Annotated in this window: 24 protein-coding genes; 10 read left to right on the top strand and 14 right to left on the bottom strand. The window is 56.0% G+C overall.

The genetic code is table 11. The features are described 5' to 3' along the window. Positions 1-213: 213 nt before the first annotated feature. The gene (gene rpiA, locus ACL2XJ_RS12145; RefSeq protein ID WP_203522767.1) at positions 214-870 is read right to left on the bottom strand and encodes a ribose-5-phosphate isomerase RpiA; all 657 of its coding nucleotides are present in this window, start codon (positions 868-870) and stop codon (positions 214-216) included. A 188-nt stretch (positions 871-1,058) separates the two neighbouring features. On the opposite strand from rpiA, the gene ACL2XJ_RS12140 reads away from it, so the two are divergent. Further along, a complete protein-coding gene (locus tag ACL2XJ_RS12140; RefSeq protein WP_132923372.1) occupies positions 1,059-1,952 on the top strand; it encodes a LysR family transcriptional regulator ArgP in 894 nt (297 codons plus the stop codon). Here ACL2XJ_RS12140 and ACL2XJ_RS12135 read toward each other — a convergent pair. The 6 genes from ACL2XJ_RS12135 to ACL2XJ_RS12110 form a co-directional block, all read right to left on the bottom strand. Further along, positions 1,949-2,674: an oxidative stress defense protein gene (locus ACL2XJ_RS12135; protein WP_132923373.1), complete on the bottom strand. Its 726-nt coding sequence runs from the start codon at positions 2,672-2,674 to the stop codon at positions 1,949-1,951. The genes ACL2XJ_RS12140 and ACL2XJ_RS12135 overlap by 4 nt on opposite strands. A 185-nt stretch (positions 2,675-2,859) precedes the next feature. Next, positions 2,860-3,504: a LysE family transporter gene (locus ACL2XJ_RS12130; protein ID WP_203522768.1), complete on the bottom strand. Its 645-nt coding sequence runs from the start codon at positions 3,502-3,504 to the stop codon at positions 2,860-2,862. 241 nt (positions 3,505-3,745) lie between these two features. Next, positions 3,746-4,663, bottom strand: coding sequence for a small-conductance mechanosensitive channel MscS (mscS, locus tag ACL2XJ_RS12125; protein ID WP_132923375.1), 918 nt, complete (start codon positions 4,661-4,663; stop codon positions 3,746-3,748). A 206-nt stretch (positions 4,664-4,869) separates the two neighbouring features. Further along, on the bottom strand, positions 4,870-5,946 hold the full coding sequence (gene fbaA / locus ACL2XJ_RS12120; RefSeq protein ID WP_132923376.1) for a class II fructose-bisphosphate aldolase: 1,077 nt from the start codon (positions 5,944-5,946) through the stop codon (positions 4,870-4,872). Between the two features lie 120 nt (positions 5,947-6,066). Then, positions 6,067-7,230, bottom strand: coding sequence for a phosphoglycerate kinase (pgk, locus tag ACL2XJ_RS12115; RefSeq protein WP_132923377.1), 1,164 nt, complete (start codon positions 7,228-7,230; stop codon positions 6,067-6,069). 465 nt (positions 7,231-7,695) lie between these two features. After that, entirely contained in the window at positions 7,696-8,055 is a 360-nt protein-coding gene (locus tag ACL2XJ_RS12110; protein ID WP_413726610.1) for a hypothetical protein, read from the bottom strand. 16 nt (positions 8,056-8,071) lie between these two features. On the opposite strand from ACL2XJ_RS12110, the gene ACL2XJ_RS12105 reads away from it, so the two are divergent. Continuing rightward, positions 8,072-8,827 carry an SDR family oxidoreductase gene (locus tag ACL2XJ_RS12105; protein ID WP_413726609.1) on the top strand — a complete coding sequence of 252 codons (756 nt, stop codon included), beginning with the start codon at positions 8,072-8,074 and terminating at the stop codon, positions 8,825-8,827. 79 nt (positions 8,828-8,906) lie between these two features. Here ACL2XJ_RS12105 and tkt read toward each other — a convergent pair whose 3' ends face one another. From tkt to ACL2XJ_RS12085, 4 genes are all read right to left on the bottom strand, one after another. After that, positions 8,907-10,901 (bottom strand): transketolase, encoded by a 1,995-nt coding sequence (gene tkt, locus ACL2XJ_RS12100; protein ID WP_413726608.1) that lies wholly within the window; start codon positions 10,899-10,901, stop codon positions 8,907-8,909. A 446-nt stretch (positions 10,902-11,347) separates the two neighbouring features. Further along, on the bottom strand, positions 11,348-12,289 hold the full coding sequence (speB, locus tag ACL2XJ_RS12095; RefSeq protein ID WP_413726607.1) for an agmatinase: 942 nt from the start codon (positions 12,287-12,289) through the stop codon (positions 11,348-11,350). A gap of 23 nt (positions 12,290-12,312) precedes the next feature. After that, complete coding sequence (speA, locus tag ACL2XJ_RS12090) at positions 12,313-14,289, bottom strand: biosynthetic arginine decarboxylase (protein ID WP_132923381.1); 1,977 nt, start codon at positions 14,287-14,289, stop codon at positions 12,313-12,315. Continuing rightward, positions 14,282-14,458, bottom strand: a complete 177-nt coding sequence (locus tag ACL2XJ_RS12085) for a hypothetical protein (RefSeq protein WP_165934168.1) — start codon at positions 14,456-14,458, stop codon at positions 14,282-14,284. Before ACL2XJ_RS12085 ends, speA begins: the two co-directional genes overlap by 8 nt. A gap of 689 nt (positions 14,459-15,147) precedes the next feature. Here ACL2XJ_RS12085 and metK point away from each other — a divergent pair. The 8 genes from metK (at position 15,148) to ruvX (ending at position 22,810) form a co-directional block, all read left to right on the top strand. Continuing rightward, positions 15,148-16,302 (top strand): methionine adenosyltransferase, encoded by a 1,155-nt coding sequence (gene metK, locus ACL2XJ_RS12080; protein WP_413726606.1) that lies wholly within the window; start codon positions 15,148-15,150, stop codon positions 16,300-16,302. A 397-nt stretch (positions 16,303-16,699) separates the two neighbouring features. Continuing rightward, positions 16,700-18,097: a sugar porter family MFS transporter gene (locus ACL2XJ_RS12075; RefSeq protein ID WP_413726605.1), complete on the top strand. Its 1,398-nt coding sequence runs from the start codon at positions 16,700-16,702 to the stop codon at positions 18,095-18,097. Between the two features lie 483 nt (positions 18,098-18,580). Further along, positions 18,581-19,087: a SprT family zinc-dependent metalloprotease gene (locus ACL2XJ_RS12070; protein ID WP_132923384.1), complete on the top strand. Its 507-nt coding sequence runs from the start codon at positions 18,581-18,583 to the stop codon at positions 19,085-19,087. A gap of 68 nt (positions 19,088-19,155) precedes the next feature. Beyond that, positions 19,156-19,872 (top strand): deoxyribonuclease I, encoded by a 717-nt coding sequence (gene endA, locus ACL2XJ_RS12065; RefSeq protein ID WP_413726604.1) that lies wholly within the window; start codon positions 19,156-19,158, stop codon positions 19,870-19,872. 120 nt (positions 19,873-19,992) lie between these two features. Continuing rightward, a complete protein-coding gene (gene rsmE / locus ACL2XJ_RS12060) occupies positions 19,993-20,724 on the top strand; it encodes a 16S rRNA (uracil(1498)-N(3))-methyltransferase (RefSeq protein WP_132923386.1) in 732 nt (243 codons plus the stop codon). An 11-nt stretch (positions 20,725-20,735) separates the two neighbouring features. Next, complete coding sequence (gshB, locus tag ACL2XJ_RS12055) at positions 20,736-21,692, top strand: glutathione synthase (protein ID WP_413726602.1); 957 nt, start codon at positions 20,736-20,738, stop codon at positions 21,690-21,692. A 111-nt stretch (positions 21,693-21,803) separates the two neighbouring features. After that, positions 21,804-22,367 carry a YqgE/AlgH family protein gene (locus ACL2XJ_RS12050; protein ID WP_132923387.1) on the top strand — a complete coding sequence of 188 codons (564 nt, stop codon included), beginning with the start codon at positions 21,804-21,806 and terminating at the stop codon, positions 22,365-22,367. Then, positions 22,367-22,810, top strand: a complete 444-nt coding sequence (gene ruvX, locus ACL2XJ_RS12045) for a Holliday junction resolvase RuvX (protein WP_132923388.1) — start codon at positions 22,367-22,369, stop codon at positions 22,808-22,810. Before ACL2XJ_RS12050 ends, ruvX begins: the two co-directional genes overlap by 1 nt. On the opposite strand, the gene rhaM is transcribed toward ruvX, so the two are convergent. Genes rhaM through ACL2XJ_RS12030 form a run of 3 tightly spaced genes read right to left on the bottom strand, consistent with a single transcriptional unit; the run spans position 22,798 to position 25,207 of the window. After that, entirely contained in the window at positions 22,798-23,112 is a 315-nt protein-coding gene (rhaM, locus tag ACL2XJ_RS12040) for an L-rhamnose mutarotase (RefSeq protein ID WP_413726601.1), read from the bottom strand. The genes ruvX and rhaM overlap by 13 nt on opposite strands. Then, a complete protein-coding gene (gene rhaD / locus ACL2XJ_RS12035; RefSeq protein WP_132923390.1) occupies positions 23,105-23,938 on the bottom strand; it encodes a rhamnulose-1-phosphate aldolase in 834 nt (277 codons plus the stop codon). The genes rhaM and rhaD overlap by 8 nt, the downstream gene beginning before the upstream one ends. Before the next feature lie 12 nt (positions 23,939-23,950). Then, a complete protein-coding gene (locus ACL2XJ_RS12030; protein WP_132923391.1) occupies positions 23,951-25,207 on the bottom strand; it encodes an L-rhamnose isomerase in 1,257 nt (418 codons plus the stop codon). Between the last annotated feature and the right edge of the window lie 325 nt (positions 25,208-25,532).

Raw genomic sequence — 25,532 nt, 5'->3', positions numbered from 1 at the left:
AGTGATTGCTATGGATAATTCTTCTGGAGGGACAGGCATACGTCCTATATATGGCAGTTAAATGACTTAAATGTGATATTTATCACTGAATTTCAGATAAAGAATTAAAAAATGCTATGTAAACAAAATTAACACTTATCCGTCGCCCGCAGTCAGGCCGGCATCGGTAACAATATCCCTGCCCGGCCGGCCCGCCCATGGGAAATCCGCGGCTTATTCGATAACCTTGACGCCCTCCGGAGTGCCGATCAGCGCTACGTCAGCGCCGCGCCGCGCAAACAGCCCGACGGTAACCACCCCCGGCAGAGCGTTGATTTTATCTTCCAGCGCCACTGCATCCAATATTTGCAGGTTACGCACATCAAGAATGATATTGCCGTTATCGGTCACCACCCCCTGGCGATATTCGGGCAAACCGCCCAATTTAACCAGTTCACGGGCCACATACGCCCGCGCCATAGGGATCACTTCAACCGGCAGGGGAAATCTTCCCAATACGTCTACCTGTTTGGACGCGTCGGCAATGCAGATAAAACGGCGCGCCACGGCGGAGATAATTTTTTCACGGGTCAACGCCGCGCCGCCGCCTTTAATCATCTGCATATGGCTGTTGATCTCATCCGCCCCGTCGACATAGATATCCAGCGAATCCACGCTGTTTAAATCAAGCAAAGGGATCCCCAGCGCTTTCAATTTCGCCGACGAAGCCTCGGAGCTGGATACCGCCCCGTCTATCTGGTGTTTCATGGTGCCCAGAGCGTCAATAAAATGCGCGGCGGTGGTACCGGTGCCGACCCCGACGATGGTACCGGGTTGAACATATTTCAATGCCGCCCAGCCTACCGCTTTTTTAAGTTCATCCTGCGTCATGGCATGTTTTTCCTATGGAAATCCAACTTGCCGGTATTATAAAGCAATATCCGGCCAAAAAGCTTGAATTCCGCCGCAACGGCACGCGCCCGGACCACTCCACCCTCATCCATAAGATTTTAAGACCTTACCGGGGCAAAACTATGGCATAGTGCAGGGATACACCGACGTTAGGGGACGAAGATTGAATGAAACGCCCGGACTATCGAACGCTGCAGGCGCTCGACGCCGTGATACGTGAACGAGGTTTTGAACGTGCCGCGCAGAAACTCTGTATAACGCAATCCGCGGTATCGCAACGCATAAAACAGTTGGAAAATCTTTTCGGCCAGCCGCTGCTGGTACGTACCGTCCCGCCCCGGCCGACGGAACAGGGCCAAAAGCTGCTGGCATTATTGCATCAGGTGGAGTTGCTGGAAGATGAATGGCTCGGCACCGATAACGGCAGCGATACTCCCCTGCTGTTATCCCTGGCGGTCAATGCCGACAGCCTGGCCACCTGGCTGCTGCCGGCGCTGAAACCGGTACTGACCGATTCGCCCATCCGGCTTAATTTGCAGGTTGAGGATGAAACCCGCACCCAGGAGCGGCTTCGGCGCGGTGAAGTGGTGGGGGCGGTGAGTATCCAGCCCCAGCCCCTGCCCAGCTGCCTGGTGGATCAACTGGGCGCCCTGGATTACCTGTTCGTGGCATCGAAACCTTTTGCCGACCGCTACTTTCCGAACGGCGTCACCCGCAGCGCGCTGCTGAAAGCGCCGGCGGTGGCGTTCGATCATCTTGACGACATGCATCAGGCGTTTTTACAGCAGAATTTCGATCTGCCGCCGGGCAGCGTGCCCTGCCATATCGTCAACTCATCGGAAGCGTTTGTGCAGCTGGCTCGCCAGGGCACCACCTGTTGCATGATCCCCCATTTGCAAATCGAAAGAGAGCTGGACAGCGGCGAGCTGATTGATCTTACGCCAGGGCTGTTCCAGCGCCGGATGCTGTTCTGGCATCGTTTTGCGCCGGAAAGCCGGATGATGCGTAAAGTGACCGATGCCTTGCTTTCCCACGGCCGCCAGGCTTTGCGCCAGGTTTAAGGCTGAGGCCGCAGTTCAAATACCACGTCGACCTGATCGTCGAAACGAATGGTCTGCTGCGCATAGGTTTGCGCGGCATCGGTTTGCGCCATGGCGTCATTGGCTTTGAACATCCGGGCTACCGGAACCGGCTGATAGTTGGCCACGTGGTAACGGATACTGTAAATCGGTCCCAACTGGGCCTTGAAGCCTTCCGCCAGCGCACGGGCCTGGGAGGAGGCATTTTCCATAGCCTGGCTGCGCGCCTTGTCGCGATAGACGTCCGGATTGGCCACGCCCAGTTCCACCGCCCTGATTTCGTTCAGGCCGGATTTCAGCGCGCCGTCCAATAGTTCATTGAGTTTATCAAGCTGCCGCAGCGTAACCTGGACCTGGCGCACCGCGCGGTAGCCTTTCAGCACCGATTCGCCGGTTTTCAGGAAGTCATATTCCGGCTGGGTGCGCAGATTGGCGGCATTGATGTCTTTCTTCTCTACGCCGTTTTTAGCCAGAAAATCAAAGTATTGCGCAACGCGCGCGTCCGCCTGTTTCTTGGCGTCGCCGGCGTCCTTGGACGAAATGGAAACTTCTATGGTCAGGGTGGCGATGTCCGGCACCACCTCCACGCTTGCGGCGCCGGAGGTGATGACGTGCGGCCCGGCGGGCAGCTCCGCGGCCGGCGCCTGGGTGGATAACGCCCCCCACCCCAATATGGCGGCTAATGCTAATGCCTTGACCTTCATGGTACCTCCCGTCGAGTTGGATTGCAGATATACTCATCCTGATGCAGCATATCATTACCGAATTTCATCTTATGGCTATGTTATTTGCAGTTATTTACCGTTTGGTTATGCTGCATCGGCAGAGTAACGCGCCGTGCGTCCGGTAAAATATAGGAGGAGTCTTCAAACGGGGCATTTGCGGTAAGCTATTGTAAATGCGTCATCAACAACGACAGCGGCCAGGACTGACGCGCCAGTTTCAGCGCCACCATCCACATCACCATTCCCACGAACAGCTGGATGCCCCTTTGTACCGGCGGCCGGTTCAGCCAGGGGGAAAGCCGTGCCGACAGCAGGGCCAGTCCGTAAAACCACACCACCGAGGCGCCGATGGAGCCGGCGGCAAAGAAGCGTCGCGCCAACGGATCTAACTGACCGCCGAGGCTGCCCAGCACGACCAGGGTATCAAGATAGACATGGGGATTGAGCCAGGTCACCGCCAGCATGGTCATCACCACCCGGCCTCGGCTGGCGGGGAGCATACCGGCCCGGTCCGCCATCGCCTCGTCGCCGCGCCAGGCATGCCTGACGGCGTTAAATCCATACCAGGAGAGAAACGCCACCCCCGCCAGGGTGACGGCTTGCAGCAGTACGGGCGAGCGCGACAGCAGCGCGCTGCCGCCAAACACGCCCGCCGAGATAAGCACCATATCGCTGAGCAGGCACAGAGAAGCAATCAACAGATGATATTGCCGGCGGATGCCCTGATTCATGACCAGTACGTTCTGCGGTCCAAGCGGGACAATGGTCGCCATGCCGAGGGCGAACCCTTGGAACAGTACAGTCCACATGCCGTATTCCTTTTGTTATGCAATAGAAAATACCGGCAGTGTAATGAAAAGCCATCATCAGTTGAAATGGAAATTTCTAATTAATAATTAGCAAAACTAATAATTGGCGTTTGGCCCGAGGCAGCGGGCCGGGCTGCCATGGGTAGAGTCCCCCTTTAACAGGTTCGTTGCACGTTGGGTGCTCGCCCTTTGACACGCGATCCCTTCCGCATACTCGGTTCAAAATTCGAGGATGTCGGGACTAGCCTGCCGTGGGACCCTCCGCCGCCGGGGCCGGCTTTTTGGATTCATCCTCGTTAGCGGCGGTCTGCGGTTTGGGGGTGCGATACATATGCACATCCATTTGCGGATAGGGTATGCCGATTTGGCGCTCATCAAACGCGTGTTTGAACCGTTCCAGCCAGTCGAAGGTGACGTTTTGCAGGTCGCCGCTCTTGACCCAGGCCCGTACCATAAAATCCAGTGAAGATGCTCCCAGGTTGTTGAGCCCCACGGTAATGCCCATATTTTTCAGTACGCGGCTGTCTGCCTTGATAATGTCAGTGATCACGGATTTAACCGTGTTGATATCGGCGTCGTAGCTGACGCTGATGGTGAGATTCACCAGCCGGTTGGGCTCGCGGGAAAAATTGGTGATATTGCCTGCCAGGATTTTGCCGTTGGGCACCACAATCATTAAGCCGTCGTAGGTGCGCAGGGTGGTGGAAAAAATCTGCACGATCAGCACCGTGCCCGCGGTTCCGCCGAAATCCACATACTCGCCGGCGCGAAAAGGCCGGAATGTCACCAACAGCACGCCGGCGGCAAAATTGGCCAGCGAACCTTGCAGGGCCAAACCTACCGCCAGGCCGGCGGCGCCGATGACCGCGATAACCGACGCGGTCTGAACGCCCACCCGGCCCAGCGCGGCAATCACCGTAAAGATAATGACGCCATAACGGATGATGGACGACAGGAAGTCCGCCACCGTGATATCGATATGGCGGGATCGCATAAGCTGATTGATGGTGCGGGAAATCACCCGGGCGATGAGGATCCCGGCAAAGAGAATCACCAGCGCGGCCACGATATTCACTGCGTAAGAAAGCAATAACTGCTCGTTATTAACCAGCCAGTTGCCGGCATGGTCGATTTTATCGACGACGTTTAGGTCTTCCATTCTATTATCCTACCCTCTGGTGTAAGGCGAAAAAAAACCGGCCGGCCATACCTGCCGACAACAACGGAGTTTCTTAAGCGTAACCAATAATCGTTTTCGACGCCAATCAACGGCTGAAAAAAGGGCAGGAATATTCCTATAATTCATTATGTTAAAGGCCTCCGGTTTGGAGGCCTTTTATCACAACGTTTTTTGCAGAACGGAAATTACAATACGTCGACAGCGTTCAGTTCATGGAACGCCAGCTCAAGACGGGCAGCCATGGACGCTTGGCCGGCACGCAGCCAGGCGCGGGGATCGTAGTATTTCTTGTTCGGTTTATCTTCGCCTTCGGGGTTGCCCAACTGCGATTCCAGATAACCGGCATTTTTGTGGTAATACTTCAAAATACCTTCCCAGGTTGCCCATTGGGTATCGGTATCGATGTTCATTTTAACCACGCCGTAGCTTACCGCTTCCTTGATTTCTTCCGGAGTGGAGCCCGAACCGCCGTGGAACACCAGGTTCAGGGAATTGGCCGGCAAACCGTATTTTTCGGAAACGAATTTCTGCGAGTTATCCAGGATTTTCGGGGTAAGCTTCACGTTGCCCGGCTTGTATACGCCATGAACGTTACCGAAGGAGGCGGCGATGGTGAAACGTGGGCTGATGGCATTCAGCTTTTCATAGGCATAGGCCACGTCTTCCGGCTGGGTATAGAGTGAAGAGTTGTCCAGATGGCTGTTATCCACGCCGTCTTCTTCACCGCCGGTACAACCCAGTTCAATTTCCAGGGTCATGTTCATCTTAGCCATGCGTGCCAGGTACTTGCTGCAAATGGCGACGTTTTCTTCCAGCGACTCTTCCGACAGGTCGATCATGTGGGATGAGAACAGCGGCTTACCGGTCTTGGCAAAATGTTTTTCGCCGGCATCAAGCAGGCCGTCAAGCCACGGCAGCAGTTTTTTAGCGCAATGGTCGGTGTGCAGGATAACCGGCACGCCGTAGTGTTCGGCCATATGATGCACATGCAGCGCACCGGAAATAGCGCCCAATACGGACGGCGTCTGGCCTTCGGCCTTCAGGCCTTTGCCGGCGATGAATGCCGCGCCGCCATTGGAGAACTGAACGATGACCGGAGCGCGCACTTTCGCGGCGGCTTCCAGCACGGCGTTAATTGAATCGGTACCTACACAGTTAGCGGCGGGCAGAGCAAAGTGGTTTTCCTTCGCTACGGCAAATACTTTCTGTACATCGTCACCGGTGATAACACCTGGTTTTACAATATCGAAAATCTTAGACATATTGCTTTGTCCTGTTTTGTAGGCCATTAAAAAAGAGGGATTGGACACCGTTGCCCCGTACAGACTTCGCAACGGCGAAAGCGCGCGCCGATAATGGCGCGCGCCCGGCTTGCTGTCGCGTTACTGTTTGGCTCGCTCTTCAAGCATCACCACGGCAGGCAGTTTTTTACCTTCCACAAACTCCAGGAAAGCGCCGCCGCCGGTGGAAATATAGGAAATTTGATCGGCAATGCCGAAAAGATCGATGGCCGCCAGGGTGTCGCCGCCGCCGGCAATGGAGAACGCTTCGCTTTCGGCGATGGCCTTGGCGACGATTTCGGTACCTTTACGGAAATTAGGGAATTCGAATACGCCCACCGGACCATTCCAAAGAATGGTCTTGGCTTTTTTCAGGATTTCCGCCAGTTGTGCGGCGGAAGCATCGCCGATATCGAGCACCTGTTCATTGTCTTTGATATCGCTGGCCGACTTCAGGGTCGCCGCGGCGGTTTCAGAGAATTCAGTGGCGACGCGCACGTCGGCGGGCACCGGGATTTCACAGGTTTGCAGCAGGCGTTTGGCTTCGGGGATCAAATCGGCTTCGTACAAGGATTTGCCGACATTGTGTCCCTGGGCGGCAATAAAGGTATTGGCGATACCGCCGCCGACAATGAGCTGGTCGGCAATCTTGGACAGCGAATCCAGCACGGTCAGCTTGGTGGAGACCTTGGAACCGCCGACGATGGCAACCATCGGACGCGCCGGGTTACCCAGGGCTTTGCCCAGGGCTTCCAGTTCATTGGACAGCAGCGGGCCGGCACAGGCTACCGGGGCAAACTTGCCGACGCCGTGAGTGGAAGCCTGGGCGCGATGGGCAGTACCAAAGGCATCCATAACATAGACGTCGCACAGGGCGGCATATTTTTTCGACAGGGTTTCGTCGTCTTTCTTTTCGCCTTTATTGAAGCGGACATTTTCCAGCACCACCAGTTCACCGGCAGCCACGTCCACGCCGTCCAGATAATCCTTGGCCAGACGAACCGGCGACGACAGCTTGTCCTTCAGATAATTGACCACCGGCAGCAAAGAGTATTCTTCATTATATTCGCCTTCGGTCGGACGGCCGAGATGGGACGTCACCATTACATGCGCGCCCTGTTTCAACGCGGCTTCAATGGTAGGCAATGAAGCGCGGATGCGCGCATCGGACGTTACTTTGCCGTCTTTAACCGGAACGTTCAGATCCGAGCGGATGAGTACTCGTTTACCAGCCAGATCCAGATCAGTCATCTTAATTACAGCCATGGTGAACCCTCTTGTTTGATTCTTGTAAAGTTGCCTGGGCGGCGGGAAGACGGGTTGCCGTCCGCCGGCCTGGAAGCTGCTTACGGTCAACGCCCGTCGGAAGAGTGCCCGGACGGCGGTGCCGCGCTTTTATATATGTCCCGCTCTTGTTTTATCACCGGGGTTTTTAACATACCGGCCTGGAGGAATCGTTGCTTGTCGTGCTCACGTGTCCCGCGGTAGGCCGCCGTCCGTCCGGACGAGGATAATGTTGAAAAACGATCGTGACGGTAGAGCATGTTATACAGTCAACTATACCACTAAATGCGTCCCATGCCGCTTTTTGCGAAAATTCAAGCCCGACGGACGGCTGTTAAAAAGACCGCTGAACAAGGGACTGCTCGGATGGTGACAACGTTGACGGTTCCGATTATAAACGGTCATCCACATGAACAAAAGCGCGCTCATATGGTTGACTGAAACGCTTCAGCTAGAATAATCAAAAAAAGAGCGCAGCGGAATTATTTTGGCAAATATGTGATGAAGATCCGCTTTCGCTGGATAAAACGGTGTTTTTTTGCACAAATAGTCACGAAAAATCAGACTTAAGCCAAACGAGCGGGACGCGGTCACCATTGCCGTCTGTTTTACAGGAGAGGTCCCATTCTCAGAGGCTTGGCAAGGCCTTTTTGGGAAAATCCCGTTTGGAAAATATTGACGATGCCAATGCAGCCACGCAATAATCGTTTCTGCAGTTGCCCGCAGGGCGCTGTCGTAGGCGTTACCGTCATCCAACGCGTCCTTTGTCGAGAGGATCCCAGCAGGGAGTGTCTCGAAGTCCATCATAAAGGAGCAGCGAACCATGAAAATGACCGGCAACACTATCCTCATCACCGGCGGTACCAGCGGCATCGGCCGGGCGCTCGCCGAAGCTTTCCACGACCGCGGCAATCGGGTTGTCATCGCAGGGCGAAGGCAGTCCCTGCTTGATGAAATAACGGCAAGCCGGCCTGGCCTGATTGGAATGACGCTCGATCTCAACGACCCGGCCTCATTGTCTCAATTTGCCGGCGACGTGCGCGCGCGTTTTCCAGAACTGAACGTGCTTATCGCCAACGCCGGTATTTCTCGGGCAGAGGACATGACCGCGGATGGCTGGGATGTTTGTGCCGCCCAGGCGATAGTGGAGACGAACATCATGGGAGTGCTGCGCGTGACCGCGGCTTTCCTGCCGGTGCTGCAAGGGCGGCCGGACGCGGCAATCATGGCGACCAGTTCCAACCTGGCTTTCGTACCCCGGGCCGATTTTCCGAGTTATTGCGCCAGCAAGGCATTCCTGCACTCCTGGCTTCAATCGCTGCGCCATCAGTTGCGTCATGTTCCCGTCGAGGTGCTTGAACTGGCGCCGCCCTACGTACAGACGGAACTCACGGGCGAACAGCAGGCCTCCGACCCGCGCGCGGTTCCGCTCGCGGCATACGTGGCGGAGGTTATGCAGTTGCTGGCGGCGGGGGATCACCCCGGCGGCGAAGTGCTGGTGGAGCACGACAGAACCCGGCGCTGGGCCGAGCGGGATGGTCGCTATGACGCCATATTTGCCGCCATGAACCCACGCTAGAACCAGCCGAAGATTTGTCTCCGTTCCGGGCGTACCATAAAAAAGGCACCCTAGGGTGCCTTGAAAGATTTTATTGAATTTACGCCAGCAGCGTGCGCGCCTTATCCAATACATTTTCGGCGGTGAAACCGAACAGTTTGAACAGTTCTTCGGCCGGAGCCGATTCGCCGAAACCGGTCATGCCGATGATTGCCCCGTTCAGGCCAACATATTTGTACCAGTAATCCGCGATACCCGCTTCAACGGCCAGACGCGCCGATACCGCTTTCGGCAGTACCGCTTCGCGATAGGCCGCATCCTGCAAATCGAACACCTCAGGCGAGGGTAATGATACCACCCGGACCTTGCGGCCATCCCCGCTGAGTTTTTCCCACGCGGTTACCGCCAGCGCCACTTCCGAACCGGTGGCGATAATAATCAGCTCAGGCGTACCGTCGGTATCTTTCAGGATATAGCCGCCGCGGGCGATATCGGCCAACTGTTGCGGCGTACGCTGCTGCTGCGCCAGATTCTGCCGGGATAACACCAGGGTGCTCGGGCCATGGGCATGTTCTATGGCCTGCTGCCAGGCCACGGCGGATTCCACCTGATCGCAGGGCCGCCAGGTGCGCATGTTCGGCGTCAGGCGCAGGCTGGCCAGCTGTTCCACCGGCTGGTGGGTTGGTCCGTCTTCCCCCAGGCCGATTGAGTCATGGGTATAGACGTAGATGGAGCGGATTTTCATCAATGCCGCCATGCGCACCGCGTTACGGGCATACTCCACAAACATCAGAAAGGTGGCGGTATAGGGTATAAAACCGCCGTGCACGGCGATACCGTTGGCGATGGCGGTCATGCCGAACTCGCGCACGCCATAGTGGATATAGTTGCCTGCCTGGTTGTCGCCAAGAGAAACCGACTTCGACCAAATGGTGAGATTGCTGGGGGCCAGGTCGGCGGAGCCGCCCAAAAATTCAGGCAATAGCGGCCCGAAGGCTTCCAGGGCGTTTTGCGATGCCTTGCGGCTGGCGATGCTGGCCGGATTGGCCTGGAGCTTTTCGATGTAGGCTTGGCTTTGCTGCCGCCAATCGGCGGGCAGACGGCCTTCGATGCGGCGTTTGAATTCCGTCGCCAGTTCCGGGTAGGCTTTTTCGTAAGCGGCGAATTTTTCGTTCCAGGCGGCTTCACGGGCGGCGCCGGCGGACTTGGCGTCCCAGGCGTCGTAAATTTCCTGCGGGATGACGAACGGCGCTTCGTTCCAGTCCAGCTGCTTGCGGGTGGCGGCCACTTCGGCATCACCCAGCGGCGCGCCGTGGGCGTCATGGGAACCGGCCTTGTTCGGCGAACCGAAGCCAATCACCGTTTTGCACATCAGCAGCGAGGGCCGATCGGTAACGGCTTTGGCCTGTTCAATGGCGGCCTTGATGGCTTCGCTGTCATGCCCGTCTACGCCGCGCACCACGTGCCAGCCGTAGGCTTCAAACCGTTTGGCGGTGTCGTCGCTGAACCAGCCTTCCACATGCCCGTCGATGGAGATGCCGTTGTCGTCGTAAAACGCCGTCAGCTTACCCAGCTTCATGGTGCCGGCTAATGAGCAGACTTCGTGGGAAATCCCTTCCATCATGCAGCCGTCGCCCATAAACACATAGGTGTGGTGATCGACGATGTCATGGCCCGCACGGTTGAATTGCGCCGCCAGGGTACGTTCGGCAATGGCCATGCCCACGGCGTTGGCAATGCCCTGCCCCAGGGGTCCTGTGGTGGTTTCAACCCCATCGGTGTAGCCGTATTCCGGGTGTCCGGGGGTTTTGGAATGCAGTTGGCGGAAGTTTTGCAGTTCGGACATCGGCAGGTTATAGCCGGTGAGATGCAGCAGGCTGTACAGCAGCATGGAGCCATGGCCGTTGGACAGGACAAAGCGATCGCGGCCGGCCCATTTCGGGTTGGACGGATTGTGCTGCAGATAGTCTCGCCACAGGACTTCGGCGATGTCGGCCATGCCCATGGGGGCGCCGGGATGGCCGGATTTAGCTTTTTGCACAGCATCCATGCTCAAAGCGCGAATGGCGTTCGCCAATGTTTTACGGGGTGTCATTTTTATACTCCAGTTCGGATTGAATAGTGTCTCGTTGACCAAGCTATATGAAAATCAATCACTTAACTTCAGAGACTAAGAAAGAAAATATCGCTAAATGTAACCTAAATTGGTAATAAATGTATATGCAGGAATGCGCGAAATATGAGGTGAGATTCAGGCGGAGGGGTGTTCGAGCCGCCGGGGGCGGGTAATGGCGGGTGGTTTCCGGCAGGATGGGCGCTGATGTTACGCTGGGTTGCAGCTTCAGTGATACCGGGCCTACCGTGCCAGGCGCGCTCCGGCGGCCACAAGATGGCCGCTTCGGCACCATTGGCGCGGTCTCCCTTTAACACGCCGGGTTGCAGCTTCAGCGATAGCGGGCCCACCGTGCCATGGTGCGCTCCGGAGGCCACAGGATGGCCGCTTCGACACCATTGGCTCGGTCTCCCTTTAACACGCCCGGTTTAGCTTTCGGTGTTTGGGGAGTTATCAGGCTTTTTTGCGCCTTGGATATAGAGCATTTCCAGGGCCAGAGTGGCGGCGGCCAGGGCGGTGATTTGCGCGTGGTCGTAGGACGGCGCCACTTCCACCAGATCCATGCCGACGATATTCAGCGACTGCAGGCCGCGCACCAGCTTTAAGGCCCGATCGGTGCTGAGTCCGCCGATCACCGGCGTGCCGGTACCCGGCGCATGGGCCGGATCCAGGCAATCGATATCAAATGTCAGGTAAACCGGCAAATCGCCGACAATGCCTTTTACCTGGGCAATGATATCTTCCACGCCGCGATCGTTAACCTGCGCCGCGTCCAGCACGGTGAAGCCGTTGTCGCGATCGTATTCGGTGCGAATGCCGATCTGCACCGAGTGCCGCGGGTCGATCAACCCCTCGTTGGGGGCGTGGAAGAACATGGTGCCGTGATCGAATTTGCTGCCGTTGGCATAGGTATCGGTATGGGCGTCGAAATGCACCAGCGCCATTTTGCCAAATTGCCTGGCATGGGCGCGCAGCAGAGGAAGCGTGACAAAATGATCGCCGCCGAACGATAACAGCCGTTTGCCCGCGGCCAGCAGGCGTTCCGCATGTTGTTGCAGTTTGTCGCTGAAATCCTGGGCATCGCCGAACTCAAATACCAGGTCGCCGCAATCCACTACCTTCAGGCGCTGGCGGACATCAAAATCCCAGGGCCAGCGGCAGCCTTCCCAGGCCAGGTTGGTGGAGACCTGGCGAATAGCCGCCGGACCGTGCCGGCTGCCGGAACGTCCGCTGGTGGCCATATCGAAAGGTATACCGGTGATAACCCAATCGGCATCGCTATCGTAGGGGTTGAATTCCAGCGGCAGCCGCAGAAAACCGAACGCATTGGAAACCAGGGAGTTATCGTATTGATGGCCCAGGGTGCTCATGTTTGTTCCTTCGTTATTCATCATTATTCATCTTCGAGATAGGTGTAACCATAAAGACCGGCCTCGAACTCTTCGAGGAATTCCGCCTGCAGCGCCGGATCAAGATCGGTCTCTTTGACCTGATCGCGGAAGCGGGCGAGCAGTACATCCGGCTCAAGCTGTACATATTGCAGCATATCGGCCACGGAATCCCCTTCATCGGATTCATTGAGCTCCACGCTGCCGTCTTTAAAGACAAACACGTCCACCGCCGCGGTATCGCCGAACAGATTATGCATATTGCCGAGGATTTCCTGATAGGCGCCCACCATGAAGAATCCCAGCAACGGCGGGTTATCTACATCATAAGGAGGCATCGGCATGGTGGTGGCGATGCCGTCGCCGTCGATGTAGTGATCGATGGTGCCGTCGGAATCGCAGGTGATGTCCAACAGCACGGCGCGGCCTTCGGGGGGTTTGTCCAATCCCTCCAGCGGCAGCACCGGGAAGAGCTGATCGATGCCCCAGGCGTCCGGCATTGACTGGAACAGCGAGAAGTTCACATACAGCTTATCCGCCATGCGCTCCTGCAGTTCGTCGATAATCGGGCGATGGGCGCGGTTGCTGGGATCAAGCTGTACCTGGATCATGCGGCAAATATTCAGATAGAGCTGCTCCGCCCAGGCCCGCTGGGTCAGATCCAGCATGCCGTGGGTATATTGGGTATGGACATCGTGCAGATCCATCTGGCTGTCGTGCAGCCATTCGCGCAGAGAGCGCCGATTAAGGGGTTCCTGCATTTCCTGCCAGGTCTGCCACAGGCTTTCCAGCGCGCGCGGCGCGTCTTCATCCGGCGGGTTCGGCTCGCTGAACTCATTACGCTCGACGCCGATGATATTCGATACCAGCACCGTATGATGGGCGGTGACCGCCCGGCCGGATTCGGTAATCACCGTGGGATGGGGCAGATCGAATTCGTTACAGGCGTCGCCGATGCCCCAAATCACATTGTTGGCATATTCATTGAGACCGTAGTTGGCGGAGCAGTCCGATTGGGAACGGGTGCCTTCGTAATCCACGCCCAGCCCGCCGCCCACGTCGAAACATTCGATGTTGACCCCCAGCCGGTGGAGTTCCACATAAAACCGCGCCGATTCACGCACGCCGGAAGCAATATCGCGGATGTTGGACAATTGTGACCCGAGATGGAAATGCAGTAGTTGCAGGCTGTCGAGGCGGCCTTTGCTGCGCAGGAGTTCCACCAGTTGCAGTACCTGGACCGCCGCCAGTCCGAATTTGGATTTTTCGCCGCCGCTGGATTGCCATTTGCCGGAGCCCTGCGACGCCAGGCGGGCGCGCACGCCCAGACGGGGCACCACGTTCAGCCGCTCGGCCTCTTCCAGCACCAGTTTGATTTCGCTAAGCTTTTCAATCACCAGATAGACTTTGTGACCCAGCTTCTCGCCAATCAATGCCAGGCGGATGTACTCGCGATCCTTATAACCATTACAGACAATCACGGTCCGGGTCATGCCGGCATGGGCCAATACCGCCATTAATTCCGCCTTGGAGCCCGCTTCAAGACCCAGGGGCTCGCCGGAATTGATCAGGGATTCGATGACCCGACGATGCTGGTTCACCTTAATCGGATAAACCAGGAAATAACCGCCTTGGTAACCGAATGATTCCCGGGCGCGCTTGAAGGCGCCGTTGATGGAACGCAGCCGGTGCTGAAGGATTTGTGGAAAGCAAAACAGCGCCGGCAGCCGCTGGCCGTCGTTTTGCCGCTCTTTGACCAATTCGGCCAAATCCACGCGCGCTTCGGGGAAATCCGGATCGGGGCATACGCTGATATGGCCCAGTTCGTTGACATCAAAGTAATTGTTGCCCCAGTAAGCGACATTGTAGGTGCGCATCATTTTACTGGCATCGCTGTCATTCATGGCGACCTCCTGCATGGAACGCAAAGTATCATGGTGGCCGGTACGGTGAGGCCCTTGGTGTTTTTGATCATCAAACATGATGTTGCTCTCTCCCACGGTTCACGTTGATGATCCCGTGCACCGTTTTTACAGCGTAAAAACCACCGACGGTGGCATGGTTAAGCGTGCGCCCACAGGCCGCCAACAGCAATAAACGCCGCCGGATGCAGCAGGCATCCGGTACATCGGTACCATAATTGTAAAACACCTTGATGAACTCCGTGCTACGGGACAGAAGAAACCCATTAAAAATGGGCCGCATGAAATGCCTGGCGCTGCCGGCTCAGTTGCCGGCGGATGAACTGCCGGTTCCGGCGGCCGGCGTCAGGCCGAAGTATCGGTAACATCGGCGAGAAACTGGGAATGACGCGGAATAAGTATAGGTTACCGGGCATGCGAGACAGCGGAGAATAGGGTCGGTGACGACCGATGAAGTGCGGATCATTAACTGTGTCACCCCCGGGCTGGCGCATCCGGCGGCGCGGGAGCCGGTCCGGTGCAGATAAAAAGTTACAAGATGTAAACGAAGGCCATTCACATCGCGCTCTATGTATGTGCGCGCGAATTTATACAGCCAACGCCCTTAAAATGCAAAATGAAAATCATGACAAAGCATTTTCAGCGGGTGAATCGTTGCCATTAGCCCCTGACGGACACATTTCAGAAGAAAAATTGCTGGCGTTTAGACGCCTGGGTGTCCTAGAATAGCCATCCAGAAGTTAATCCATCCATGTATTGGGGTATGACCGATTAACTCAGCGACTCACTGCTTAATGCTATTAATCCGCGGGACGTTGCAGGACGCGTAATGCCATCAGAGGAAAATCGCTTTTCCCGGTGGTTTATCCACAGCGCTACGCAGTCATTTCTAACCCGTATTCTAAGGTAAAGAGACCGATGGCTAAACACCTATTTACGTCCGAATCCGTTTCAGAAGGACATCCTGATAAAATCGCGGATCAAATTTCCGATGCCGTGCTTGATGCGATCCTGGCACAGGATCCCAAAGCCCGCGTGGCCTGCGAGACCTATGTGAAAACCGGCATGGTGCTGGTCGGCGGCGAAATCACCACCAGCGCCTGGGTGGATATCGAAGAGTTAACCCGCAGGACCATTCGCGAAATCGGTTATATCAATTCGGAAATGGGTTTTGACGCCAACTCGTGCGCCGTGCTCAGCGCTATCGGCAAACAGTCCCCCGATATCAATCAGGGCGTGGACCGTACCGATCCGCTGGAACAGGGTGCCGGGGACCAGGGCCTGATGTTCGGTTATGCCACCAACGAAACCGACGTATTGATGCCCGCCCCGATTACCTACGCCCACCGCCTGGTTTCACGCCAGTCGCAGGTGCGGAAAAACGGCACCCTGCCCTGGCTGCGTCCAGATGCCAAAAGCCAGGTCACCTTTGCCTACGATAATGATAAAGTCGTCGGTATCGATACCGTGGTGCTCTCCACCCAGCATTCCGATGACATCTCGCTGGCGGATCTTCATGAAGGCGTGATGGAAGAGATCATCAAGCCGGTGCTGCCCGCCGAATGGCTCTCTCCCTCCACCAAATATTTCATCAATCCCACCGGCCGTTTTGTTATCGGCGGCCCGATGGGAGACTGCGGTCTGACGGGACGTAAAATCATCGTCGATACCTACGGCGGCATGGCTCGCCATGGCGGCGGCGCATTTTCCGGCAAGGATCCGTCCAAGGTGGACCGTTCCGCCGCCTATGCCGCCCGCTACGTTGCCAAGAATATCGTCGCCGCGGGCCTGGCCAGCCGCTGTGAAATCCAGGTGTCTTATGCCATCGGCGTGGCGGAACCGACGTCCATCTCCATCGAGACATTCGGCACCGGTAAAATAGCCGATGACAAATTGATCCCGCTGGTGCGCGAATTCTTCGATCTGCGTCCGTACGGCTTGATCACCATGCTGGATTTGTTGCAGCCTATTTACCGCGAAACCGCCGCCTATGGACATTTCGGCCGCGAACATTTCCCGTGGGAAAAAACCGATAAGGCGCATTTGCTGCGCGACGCCGCCGGTTTAAAATAAACGGTAAATTCATCCTTTAAAGCAAAAAATTTTTTTTCGGCTACACTCAACAACGACGATCTTCTTGATCGTCGTTTTTTTATGTGTTTTATTGAAACCGGTTACACCTTCTCATTTCCATAAATTTCATTCGGTTAACTTCCAATTAGCATGGTAAATTTTTTGCCTACCGCTTCGTTTTCAGCTATAGCTTATTGATACCGGGATACGGTTTTGCCAACGGCAAGAATGACGCGCTTTTAAAAAGTTTTTAACCGCCGTCTTAGGCATAAATGCTTTCTAAACAAAAATATGTGAGTGTAATCGATTACATAGTTGTGATCTGGCGCACATAATGCCCCGAGGCATTTGCCTAACATACATAATTATTAATTTTTGAAGTTATTAGGGAGGTACTATGAGTACTGCCAAACATAGGTCAGGCAGCTCTAATGCTCGCATAACCTTTTTCGTCTGTTTTATGGCCGCCCTTGCCGGCTTGCTTTTTGGCCTGGATATCGGCGTGATTGCCGGTGCGTTGCCCTTCCTGTCGAAAGATTTCCAAATCACTTCCCATGAACAGGAATGGGTGGTCAGTTCAATGATGTTCGGCGCGGCAGTGGGCGCGGTGGGCGCCGGTTGGCTGTCAGCGAAACTCGGCCGTAAATACAGTCTGCTGATTGGCGCGCTGCTGTTTGTCATCGGCTCGTTATGCTCCGCGTTTACGCCAAGCGTTGAACTGCTGATCGTCGCCAGGGTTATCCTCGGCCTGGCGGTAGGTGTCGCCTCTTACACCGCCCCGTTATACCTATCGGAAATCGCGCCGGAAAAAATCCGCGGCAGCATGATTTCCATGTATCAATTGATGATTACCATCGGCATCCTGGCGGCCTATTTATCCGATACCGGCTTTAGCTACAGCGGATCCTGGCGCTGGATGCTGGGTGTGATAACCATCCCGGCGGTATTGCTGTTCATCGGCGTTTTGTTCCTGCCGGGCAGCCCGCGCTGGCTGGCGGCGCGAGGGCGTTTCATCGAAGCGCAGAAAGTTCTGGATATGCTGCGGGATACCTCGGCGCAGGCCAAAAATGAACTGGATGAAATCCGCGAAAGCCTGAAGATCAAGCAAAGCGGCTGGGCACTGTTCACCAGCAACGGCAACTTCCGCCGTGTAGTTTATCTGGGCATCTTGCTGCAGGTAATGCAGCAGTTCACCGGCATGAACGTCATCATGTATTATGCGCCGAAGATTTTCGGCATCGCCGGTTTCTCCGGTACCGCCGATCAAATGTGGGGAACGGTCATTGTCGGTTTGGTGAACGTACTGGCCACCTTTATCGCCATCGGCCTGGTGGATCGCTGGGGCCGCAAACCCACCCTCAAGCTGGGCTTCCTGGTCATGGCCGTCGGCATGGGCGTATTGGGTACGCTGCTGCATATCGGCGTCGAAACCGACTTTAGAAAATATTTCGCCATTGTCATGCTGATGATGTTTATCGTCGGTTTCGCCATGAGCGCCGGTCCGCTGATTTGGGTACTGTGTTCCGAAATACAGCCGCTCAAAGGCCGTGATTTCGGCATCACGGTCTCCACCGCCACCAACTGGATCGCCAACATGATAGTCGGCGCCACTTTCCTGACCATGCTGGATAAATTGGGCAACGCCAACACCTTCTGGGTCTACGGCGGCCTGAACGTCCTGTTTATCCTCCTGACCTACTGGCTGATACCGGAAACCAAAAACATCTCCCTCGAACATATCGAACGGAACCTGATGACCGGCAAATCCCTGCGTGAAATCGGCGATCGCGCCTAACAAACAGAGCGCTTTCACCGAACGTGACAACGCGCCTGTCAAAGTGAGCGCGTGTTAAAGGGAAACCGCGAGCATCGGGCATGCAGCGAGCGTGTTAAGGGAAACCGTGCTGATGGGGTCGAATCGGGCATGGTTTTCCTGCCCGACCGAGCGCCCCACAGCGCGGTAAGCCCGCTATCACCTGACGTGCAGCAAACGTGTTAAAGGGAAACCGCGAGCATCGGGCATACAGCGAGCGTGTTAAGGGAAACCGTGCTGATGGGGTCGAATCGGGCATGGTTTTCCTGCCCGACCGAGCGCCCCACAGCGCGGTAAGCCCGCTATCACCTGACGTGCAGCAAACGTGTTAAAGGGAAACCGCTATCACCTGACGTGCAGCAAACGTGTTAAAGGGAAACCGCGCCAACAGTCCGAAGCGGCCGGCCCGCCGCCATCGGGCCCCCCCACTTGCCACCGGCCCCAAAGCTGGTTTATCTTGCTCTCATGAAACCGATCCGCATCCCCATAGCCCTTCAGCAAGCCGTCATGCAGTGCTTGCGCGAAAACCTGCGCCTGGCCGGCCAATATTTTAACTGCGATTTCCCTGAACCGACGCTAACCTATCGGCAACGAGGCACATCGGCGGGCACCGCCTGGCTGGAAAAATGGGAAATCCGCATCAATCCGGTCCTCCTCCTGGCCAACCAGGCCAGCTTTATTGAAGAAGTCGTTCCCCATGAACTGGCGCATTTACTGGTATTCCGCCAGTTTGGCCGCGTAGCGCCTCACGGCAAGGAATGGCGCTGGATGATGTCCGAAGTCCTAAAGTCCGATCCCCGCCGCACCCATGAGTTCGACCTTGCCACGGTACGTACCCATACCTACCCATACGCGTGCGGATGCCGGCGCCATGATTTAACCATCCGCCGACATAATCGCATCCGCCGGGGCGAAGCCCAATATCGCTGCCGCCAGTGCGGCAATATCCTCCATTACGATGAAAATGCCTGACCCCCTCCGATTTGCCTACAGCCGCGAGATTCGCTACCCTGCGTTTTTCCTTTTGTTGAATAACCGTTATGCCAAATAAAACGCTCCGGGCTCTTTTACTTTCCTTACTCTGTTCCCTCACACTGCTGCTGATGCCCGCCCTCGCACCGGCCAAAGGAATCAATAACTTCAGCCAGGCCAAGGCGGCGGCGGTCAAAATCAATCAGGACGCCCCGGGCAGCTTTTACTGCGGCTGTAAAATCACCTGGCAAGGTAAAAAAGGCATCCCGGACCTGGCTTCCTGCGGTTACCAAATTCGCAAAAGCGCCCTGCGCGCCAACCGTATCGAATGGGAGCATGTGGTACCGGCCTGGGAGTTCGGACATCAGCGGCAATGCTGGCAAAACGGCGGCCGCAAACATTGCGCCGAAGACGCCGGCTACCGGCAAATGGAAAATGATTTGCACAATCTGCAGCCCGCCGTCGGCGAAATCAACGGCGACCGGGAAAACTTCCAGTACGGTCAATGGAACGGCGGTGAAGGACAATACGGCCAATGCGCCATGAAAATCGATTTCAAAAATAAGCTGGCGGAGCCGCCGGCCCGCGCACGGGGCACCATTGCCCGCACCTATTTTTATATGCGCGATCGCTATCGCTTGCACCTGTCGAGCCAGCAAACCCAGCTGTTCGAGGCCTGGGACCGGCTTTATCCGGTCACGCCCTGGGAATGCCAACGCGACAGGCGCATCGAGGCGGTGCAAGGGAATGCCAATCCTTATGTTCAGCGGGCTTGCCAGTCATAAAACCCCTGACCTACTATAAGACAACCCGACGCGCGGCCAAACGGCGCCGGAAAGCGACTCCAGGCTGCGTAACCGCGACGCGTAGCGGGTATTTTCGACTCCAGGAAAAACGATAACAGCATGCGTATACCGCGTATCTATCATGCCGGGCCGCTCCCGGCCGAGGGCAGCGTGAAGCTCAGCGAGGATGCCACCCACCACCTGACCCGGGTGCTGCGCCTGTCCGAAGGACAGCCCCTGCATCTTTTTGACGGCAGCAATCATGTCTTCGATGCCCGGATTACCGTGGCGGACAAAAAAAACGTCGTGGCTCAGGTCCATGCCGTACGGCCCCAGGACTGCGAATCGCCGCTACACCTGCATTTGGGCCAGGTGATGTCCCGGGGCGAAAAAATGGAGTTCACCATCCAGAAATCCATCGAGTTGGGAGTGAATGTCATTACCCCATTGTTTTCAGAACGCTGCGGCATCAAGCTGGAAGGAGAGCGCCTGGCAAAAAAGATCCAGCAGTGGCGGAAAATCGCTATCGGCGCCTGTGAACAATGCGGCCGCAACGCCTTGCCGCAGATCCGCGACGCTATGAATCTCGACGATTGGTGCGCGGAACATGAACCGGGACTGAAACTCAATCTGCATCCGCGGGCCCGGCACAGCATTAATACCCTGCCGCTGCCGGTGGAACGGGTGCGGTTGCTCATCGGTCCGGAAGGAGGCTTGTCCTCCGAAGAAATTGCCATGACCTCCAGCCACGGATTTACCGAAATCCAGCTGGGGCCCCGAGTTTTGCGCACAGAAACCACAGCGCTCACCGCCATTACGGCTTTACAGGTTCGTTTCGGTGATCTGGGTTAAAGGAGAAATCAATGATAAAGATCGGCATTGTTATGGACCCCATTTCGTCCATCAACATCAAGAAAGATACCAGTTTCGCCATGCTGCTCGAAGCGCAACGCCGCGGCTGGCAGATTCACTACATGGAAATGAGTTCGCTCTACCTGCGCGGCGGCGAAGCCAGGGCCACCACCCGGCTGCTGGCGGTAAAGCAGGATTATGACGACTGGTATAGTTTTCATGAGGAGCAGGATATTGAACTGGGCTCCCTCGACGTCATCCTGATGCGCAAGGATCCGCCGTTCGACACCGAATTCATCTATGCAACCTATATCCTGGAACGGGCCGAAGATAAAGGCGCCCTGATTGTCAACAAGCCCCAAAGCCTGCGCGATTGCAATGAAAAGCTGTTTACCGCCTGGTTTGCCCACCATACCCCCGATACGCTGGTGAGCCGCCGGGACGATCATATCCGCGCTTTTTGGCACCAGCATGGGGACATCATTCTCAAACCCCTGGATGGCATGGGCGGCACCTCCATATTCCGGGTGAAACCCGAAGATCCCAACCTCTCGGTAATCATCGAAACCCTCACCGGTTACGGCCGGCATTTTTGCATGGCGCAAAATTTCCTGCCGGCCATCAAGGATGGCGATAAACGGGTCTTGGTGGTAGACGGCGAACCGGTGCCTTACTGCCTGGCACGCATCCCCAAAACCGGTGAAACCCGCGGCAATCTGGCGGCGGGCGGCCGTGGCGAAGCCCGAGCGCTGACGGAAAGCGATTGGAAAATCGCCCGCGACGTTGGCCCGATATTAAAAGAAAAAGGCCTGATTTTTGTCGGTCTGGACATTATCGGCGACAAGCTGACGGAGATAAACGTCACCAGTCCCACCTGCGTGCGGGAAATCGAAGCCGCATTTCCCATCTCCATCACCGGCATGCTGTTAGACGCCATTGAAAAAAGATTAGCCCAGGGAAAAAACTGATTTGTGGCTGGTCGCAAGAGGATTTACCTTGCGGCCAGTGACTTATTCACCGTTTACCCGCATACTTGCTCTTCGCCTATTTATTAAACTCTTTATATAAAAAAAGTCAGAATGAATTTACAGCATCACTTCCTTATCGCCATGCCCTCACTCCAGGATCCGTTATTTAAGCGCTCGGTAATCTATATCTGCGAACATAACGATGAGGGGGCCATGGGATTGATCATCAATAAGCCGGTGGAGCAATTCACAGTAGAAAGTGTGCTCCTCAAGCTGAAAATCATGCCGGTAGAGAGAGACCCTGCCATCCGGCTGGATAAGCCGGTATTTGCCGGCGGTCCGCTGGCGGACGATCGGGGGTTTATCCTCCACACGCCTAAAGAAGGATTCGGCTCCAGCATCGCTATTTCCGAAGAAACCATGATCACCACATCCAAAGACGTACTGGAAACCCTTGGAACGGCCCAACAGCCGCAGGACGTCCTGGTGGCGCTGGGCTACGCCGGTTGGGAAAAAGGGCAGTTGGAAGATGAGCTGCTGGAAAACGCCTGGTTGACTATTCCCGCCGACAGCGAAATCCTGTTTCGCACCCCCATCGCGTCCCGCTGGCGCGACGCGGCGCGCAAATTAGGTATCGATATGCATAATATCGCCAACGAAGCAGGCCATGCATAATGTCCAATCGCACTATGATGGCGTTTGATTTCGGTACCAAAAGCATCGGTGTGGCCATCGGCCAGGAGATTACCTGTACCGCGCGGCCATTAACGGCGTTCAAGGCGCAGGAAGGCGTTCCCGACTGGTTGCAGGTGGAAAAATTATTGCATGAGTGGCAACCGGATCTGGTAGTGGTAGGACTGCCATTGAATATGGACGGCAGCGAACAGCCCCTCACCCTGCGGGCGCGCAAGTTCGCCAACCGTCTGCACGGCCGTTTCGGCTACGAGGTCGTGCTGCACGATGAACGGCTGAGCACCGTGGAAGCCCGCGCCGGTTTATTCGAACGCGGGGGATTCCGTGCCTTGAGCAAGGGCCGGGTCGATGCCGGCTCGGCGGTCATTATCCTGGAAAGCTACTTTGAACAGCAGATGACCGGGAATACGCCTCACTCCAGATAAAACACCGCTTTCAATTCGGTGCTCACCGGGCTGTTATCCTCGTTGGACGGCATTATGGCGGTCATGTATTTCCACCAGCGCCGGCATACGTCGGTTTGCGCCACCGCATTCCAGCGCTCCTCGGATTCCATTTCAACATAGGCAAACAGCAGGTGGCGTTCTTCATCCATAAAAATGCTGTAGTGATGTGCGCCGTGGGCCTTGAGGGTTTGCGCCAGCTCCGGCCAGATGGGATTGTGGCGGTGGCGGTACTCCTCATGGGCCTCGGGATTCACCTGCATGACGAAAGCCTTTCTAATCATTTTGCACGTCCAGCGCCGCCGCCATCGGCGTCACCCCGAACCGGCGGCCCAAGGCAATCAGTTCCTCCCGGCTGATAGTCTGTTTTTTCCCGCCCATGGAGCGGACCTTAACCATGATTTCCGCCGACTTTTCCGCGGTGTCGATAAGACCGAAGGCATCATCAAGGGTTGGGCCGCTGGCAAAAATACCGTGGAACGGCCATAAAACCAGCGGATGGGATTCCATCTGTTCAGCGGTGGCCGCGCCGATGCCGTCGGTGCCCGGCACCATCCAGGGCACGATGCCCACGCCGTCCGGGAACACCACCAGACATTCGGTGCTGCCTTCCCACAGCTCGCGGGTAAAGCGGGCGCTATCCAGATCAAGCACGTAGCTCAGGGCAATAAGATTGGTGGCATGGCAATGCATAATGACCCGGTTGCTATCCTTCGTCACCTGCTTGCGCACCACATGGGACTGGAAATGAGACGCCAGTTCGGAGGTGGGCAGACCGCCGGCGGTCAGACCCCAGAGAATACTGTAGCCGTTTCCTTCGGCATTGACTTGCAGTAGCACCAGATTATCCGACGGGGATAATTGCACATTGCGGAAAAACTTTCCCGAACCGGTAACCAAAAAATAGGAATTGGCTAATTCCGGCACCCCCTGGGTCAAGGATTCGGTACGGGGCTGGGGGCTGAATTCCGCACGGTACGGAGCGACATCCTCCGGCGTCAGACGCAGGCTGACGTTACCGCCATTGCGCTCATCCCAACCTTTAAGCCACATGTCGGTGGTGGCTTTGACCATTCCCTGTACGAACCAGGAAGAAAGTATGGTTTGCATAACTCATTATCCTCAGCGTTTGCTTGATACGGAACTTTCATATTCACGAACCACCCGCAGCCAATCGCCGCCGACCGGTACATCGTGAAGTTGACAATATTTATCCCACACCGCCTGCCAGGGCAGTGATTTGGTCTCTTCCAGCAACGCCAGGCGCGCGGTGTAATCTCCTTGCTGCTCCAATTCACGCAGTTGCCCCGTGGGTTCCACAAGAGCCCGCAGAAGCGCTTTTTTCATATTGCGGGTACCGATGACCCAAGCGGCGATGCGGTTAATGGACGCATCAAAAAAATCCAGTCCGATATGCACGCGATCAAACAAATCATGGCGGATGATTTCATTGGCGATGGCCTGGGTCTCATCGTCCAGCAATACCACATGATCGCTGTCCCAGCGCACCGGACGGCTGACGTGCAGCAGCAGCCGGGGCACAAACAGCATGGCGCTGGAGATCTTGTCGGAAATAACCTCGGTGGGATGGAAATGGCCGGCATCCAGACAAAGGGCGATACCGCGGCTGCTGGCGTAACCCAGGCAGAATTCACTGGATCCCACGGTATAGCTTTCGGCGCCGATGCCGAACAGTTTGCTTTCGACGGCGTCGATATGGTGGCGGCTATCCAGCTTTTCGGCTATCACCTCGTCCAGTGCGGCCATAAAGCGCTGCCGGGGCGCCAGCCGGTCGATGGTGACGTCCTTCATCCCGTCCGGGACCCAGATATTCATCACCGACGGCGTACCCAGTTCGCGGCCAAAGTAGGCGGATATCCGGCGGCTGGCCTGGCAGTGTTCAATCCAGAAGCGGCGGATGCCTGCATCGGCATGGGACAGGGTAAAGCCATCGGCGCTGAGGGGGTGTGAAAAACAGGTAGGATTGAAGTCCAGGCCCAAATCGTGATTACGCGCCCAGTCCACCCAGCCGGCGAAGTGCTTCGGCTCGATTTCATTACGCTCAACCCGACCCTCGGCCTCCAGATAAATGGCGTGGAGATTCAGCCGCTTCGGGCCGGGAATCAACTGGAAAGCCAGCTCCAAATCCCCACGCAGCTCACGGACATTACGCGCTTTGCCGGGGTAATTGCCGGTGGCCTGAATGCCGCCGGTCAACGATCCGGTGGGGTTCTCGAAACCGGCCACATCGTCACCCTGCCAGCAGTGCATTGAAACCGGCAAGGTATCCAGCAATGTCAAGGCTGCGTCAACGTCGACATTAATATCCGCATAACGCTGCCTTGCCAATTGCCAGGCATTTTCAATGGATTGACTCATAATAAGCTTCCTCTGTCAGATGGACAGCGAGAATATTCCCCACGGCCATTACGATTATTTCTTTTATTCTATGGCTGGCAGTGTAAGAACTTTGTTCATTAATCACCTTCCGGTGAATGCCACCCCGAATGCATGGGTGGCAGAATAGCGAAGATGAATGTGAAGCAGATCACAAATATGGCAGGCAGCCAGGGTCCCTGATGTAAAAAAATATATTGTCGGCGCATCTGTGATCACCGCCGCAATTTTGATCTTACTATCACCAATCTTTAAAAAATAACCCGAATGACACTGATGCCGGTCAATAATTTAAGGTTATATTTTA

The organism is Sodalis sp. RH16 (genome assembly GCF_047324245.1).
GTDB classification, from domain to species: domain Bacteria; phylum Pseudomonadota; class Gammaproteobacteria; order Enterobacterales; family Enterobacteriaceae; genus Acerihabitans; species Acerihabitans ligni.
The sequence above is the reverse complement of the archived record's forward strand: the minus strand, read 5'-3'. Positions and strand labels throughout refer to the sequence as shown.

Bases quoted from the DNA above. Each gene is read 5' to 3' on its own strand.
- rpiA (WP_203522767.1), bottom strand. From the start codon at position 870: ATGACGCAGGATGAACTTAAAAAAGCGGTAGGCTGGGCGGCATTGAAA.
- ACL2XJ_RS12140 (WP_132923372.1), top strand. From the start codon at position 1,059: ATGAAACGCCCGGACTATCGAACGCTGCAGGCGCTCGACGCCGTGATA.
- ACL2XJ_RS12135 (WP_132923373.1), bottom strand. From the start codon at position 2,674: ATGAAGGTCAAGGCATTAGCATTAGCCGCCATATTGGGGTGGGGGGCG.
- ACL2XJ_RS12130 (WP_203522768.1), bottom strand. From the start codon at position 3,504: ATGTGGACTGTACTGTTCCAAGGGTTCGCCCTCGGCATGGCGACCATT.
- mscS (WP_132923375.1), bottom strand. From the start codon at position 4,663: ATGGAAGACCTAAACGTCGTCGATAAAATCGACCATGCCGGCAACTGG.
- fbaA (WP_132923376.1), bottom strand. From the start codon at position 5,946: ATGTCTAAGATTTTCGATATTGTAAAACCAGGTGTTATCACCGGTGAC.
- pgk (WP_132923377.1), bottom strand. From the start codon at position 7,230: ATGGCTGTAATTAAGATGACTGATCTGGATCTGGCTGGTAAACGAGTA.
- ACL2XJ_RS12110 (WP_413726610.1), bottom strand. From the start codon at position 8,055: ATGATGGACTTCGAGACACTCCCTGCTGGGATCCTCTCGACAAAGGAC.
- ACL2XJ_RS12105 (WP_413726609.1), top strand. From the start codon at position 8,072: ATGAAAATGACCGGCAACACTATCCTCATCACCGGCGGTACCAGCGGC.
- tkt (WP_413726608.1), bottom strand. From the start codon at position 10,901: ATGACACCCCGTAAAACATTGGCGAACGCCATTCGCGCTTTGAGCATG.
- speB (WP_413726607.1), bottom strand. From the start codon at position 12,289: ATGAGCACCCTGGGCCATCAATACGATAACTCCCTGGTTTCCAATGCG.
- speA (WP_132923381.1), bottom strand. From the start codon at position 14,289: ATGTTTGATGATCAAAAACACCAAGGGCCTCACCGTACCGGCCACCAT.
- metK (WP_413726606.1), top strand. From the start codon at position 15,148: ATGGCTAAACACCTATTTACGTCCGAATCCGTTTCAGAAGGACATCCT.
- ACL2XJ_RS12075 (WP_413726605.1), top strand. From the start codon at position 16,700: ATGAGTACTGCCAAACATAGGTCAGGCAGCTCTAATGCTCGCATAACC.
- ACL2XJ_RS12070 (WP_132923384.1), top strand. From the start codon at position 18,581: ATGAAACCGATCCGCATCCCCATAGCCCTTCAGCAAGCCGTCATGCAG.
- endA (WP_413726604.1), top strand. From the start codon at position 19,156: ATGCCAAATAAAACGCTCCGGGCTCTTTTACTTTCCTTACTCTGTTCC.
- rsmE (WP_132923386.1), top strand. From the start codon at position 19,993: ATGCGTATACCGCGTATCTATCATGCCGGGCCGCTCCCGGCCGAGGGC.
- gshB (WP_413726602.1), top strand. From the start codon at position 20,736: ATGATAAAGATCGGCATTGTTATGGACCCCATTTCGTCCATCAACATC.
- ACL2XJ_RS12050 (WP_132923387.1), top strand. From the start codon at position 21,804: ATGAATTTACAGCATCACTTCCTTATCGCCATGCCCTCACTCCAGGAT.
- ruvX (WP_132923388.1), top strand. From the start codon at position 22,367: ATGTCCAATCGCACTATGATGGCGTTTGATTTCGGTACCAAAAGCATC.
- rhaM (WP_413726601.1), bottom strand. From the start codon at position 23,112: ATGATTAGAAAGGCTTTCGTCATGCAGGTGAATCCCGAGGCCCATGAG.
- rhaD (WP_132923390.1), bottom strand. From the start codon at position 23,938: ATGCAAACCATACTTTCTTCCTGGTTCGTACAGGGAATGGTCAAAGCC.
- ACL2XJ_RS12030 (WP_132923391.1), bottom strand. From the start codon at position 25,207: ATGAGTCAATCCATTGAAAATGCCTGGCAATTGGCAAGGCAGCGTTAT.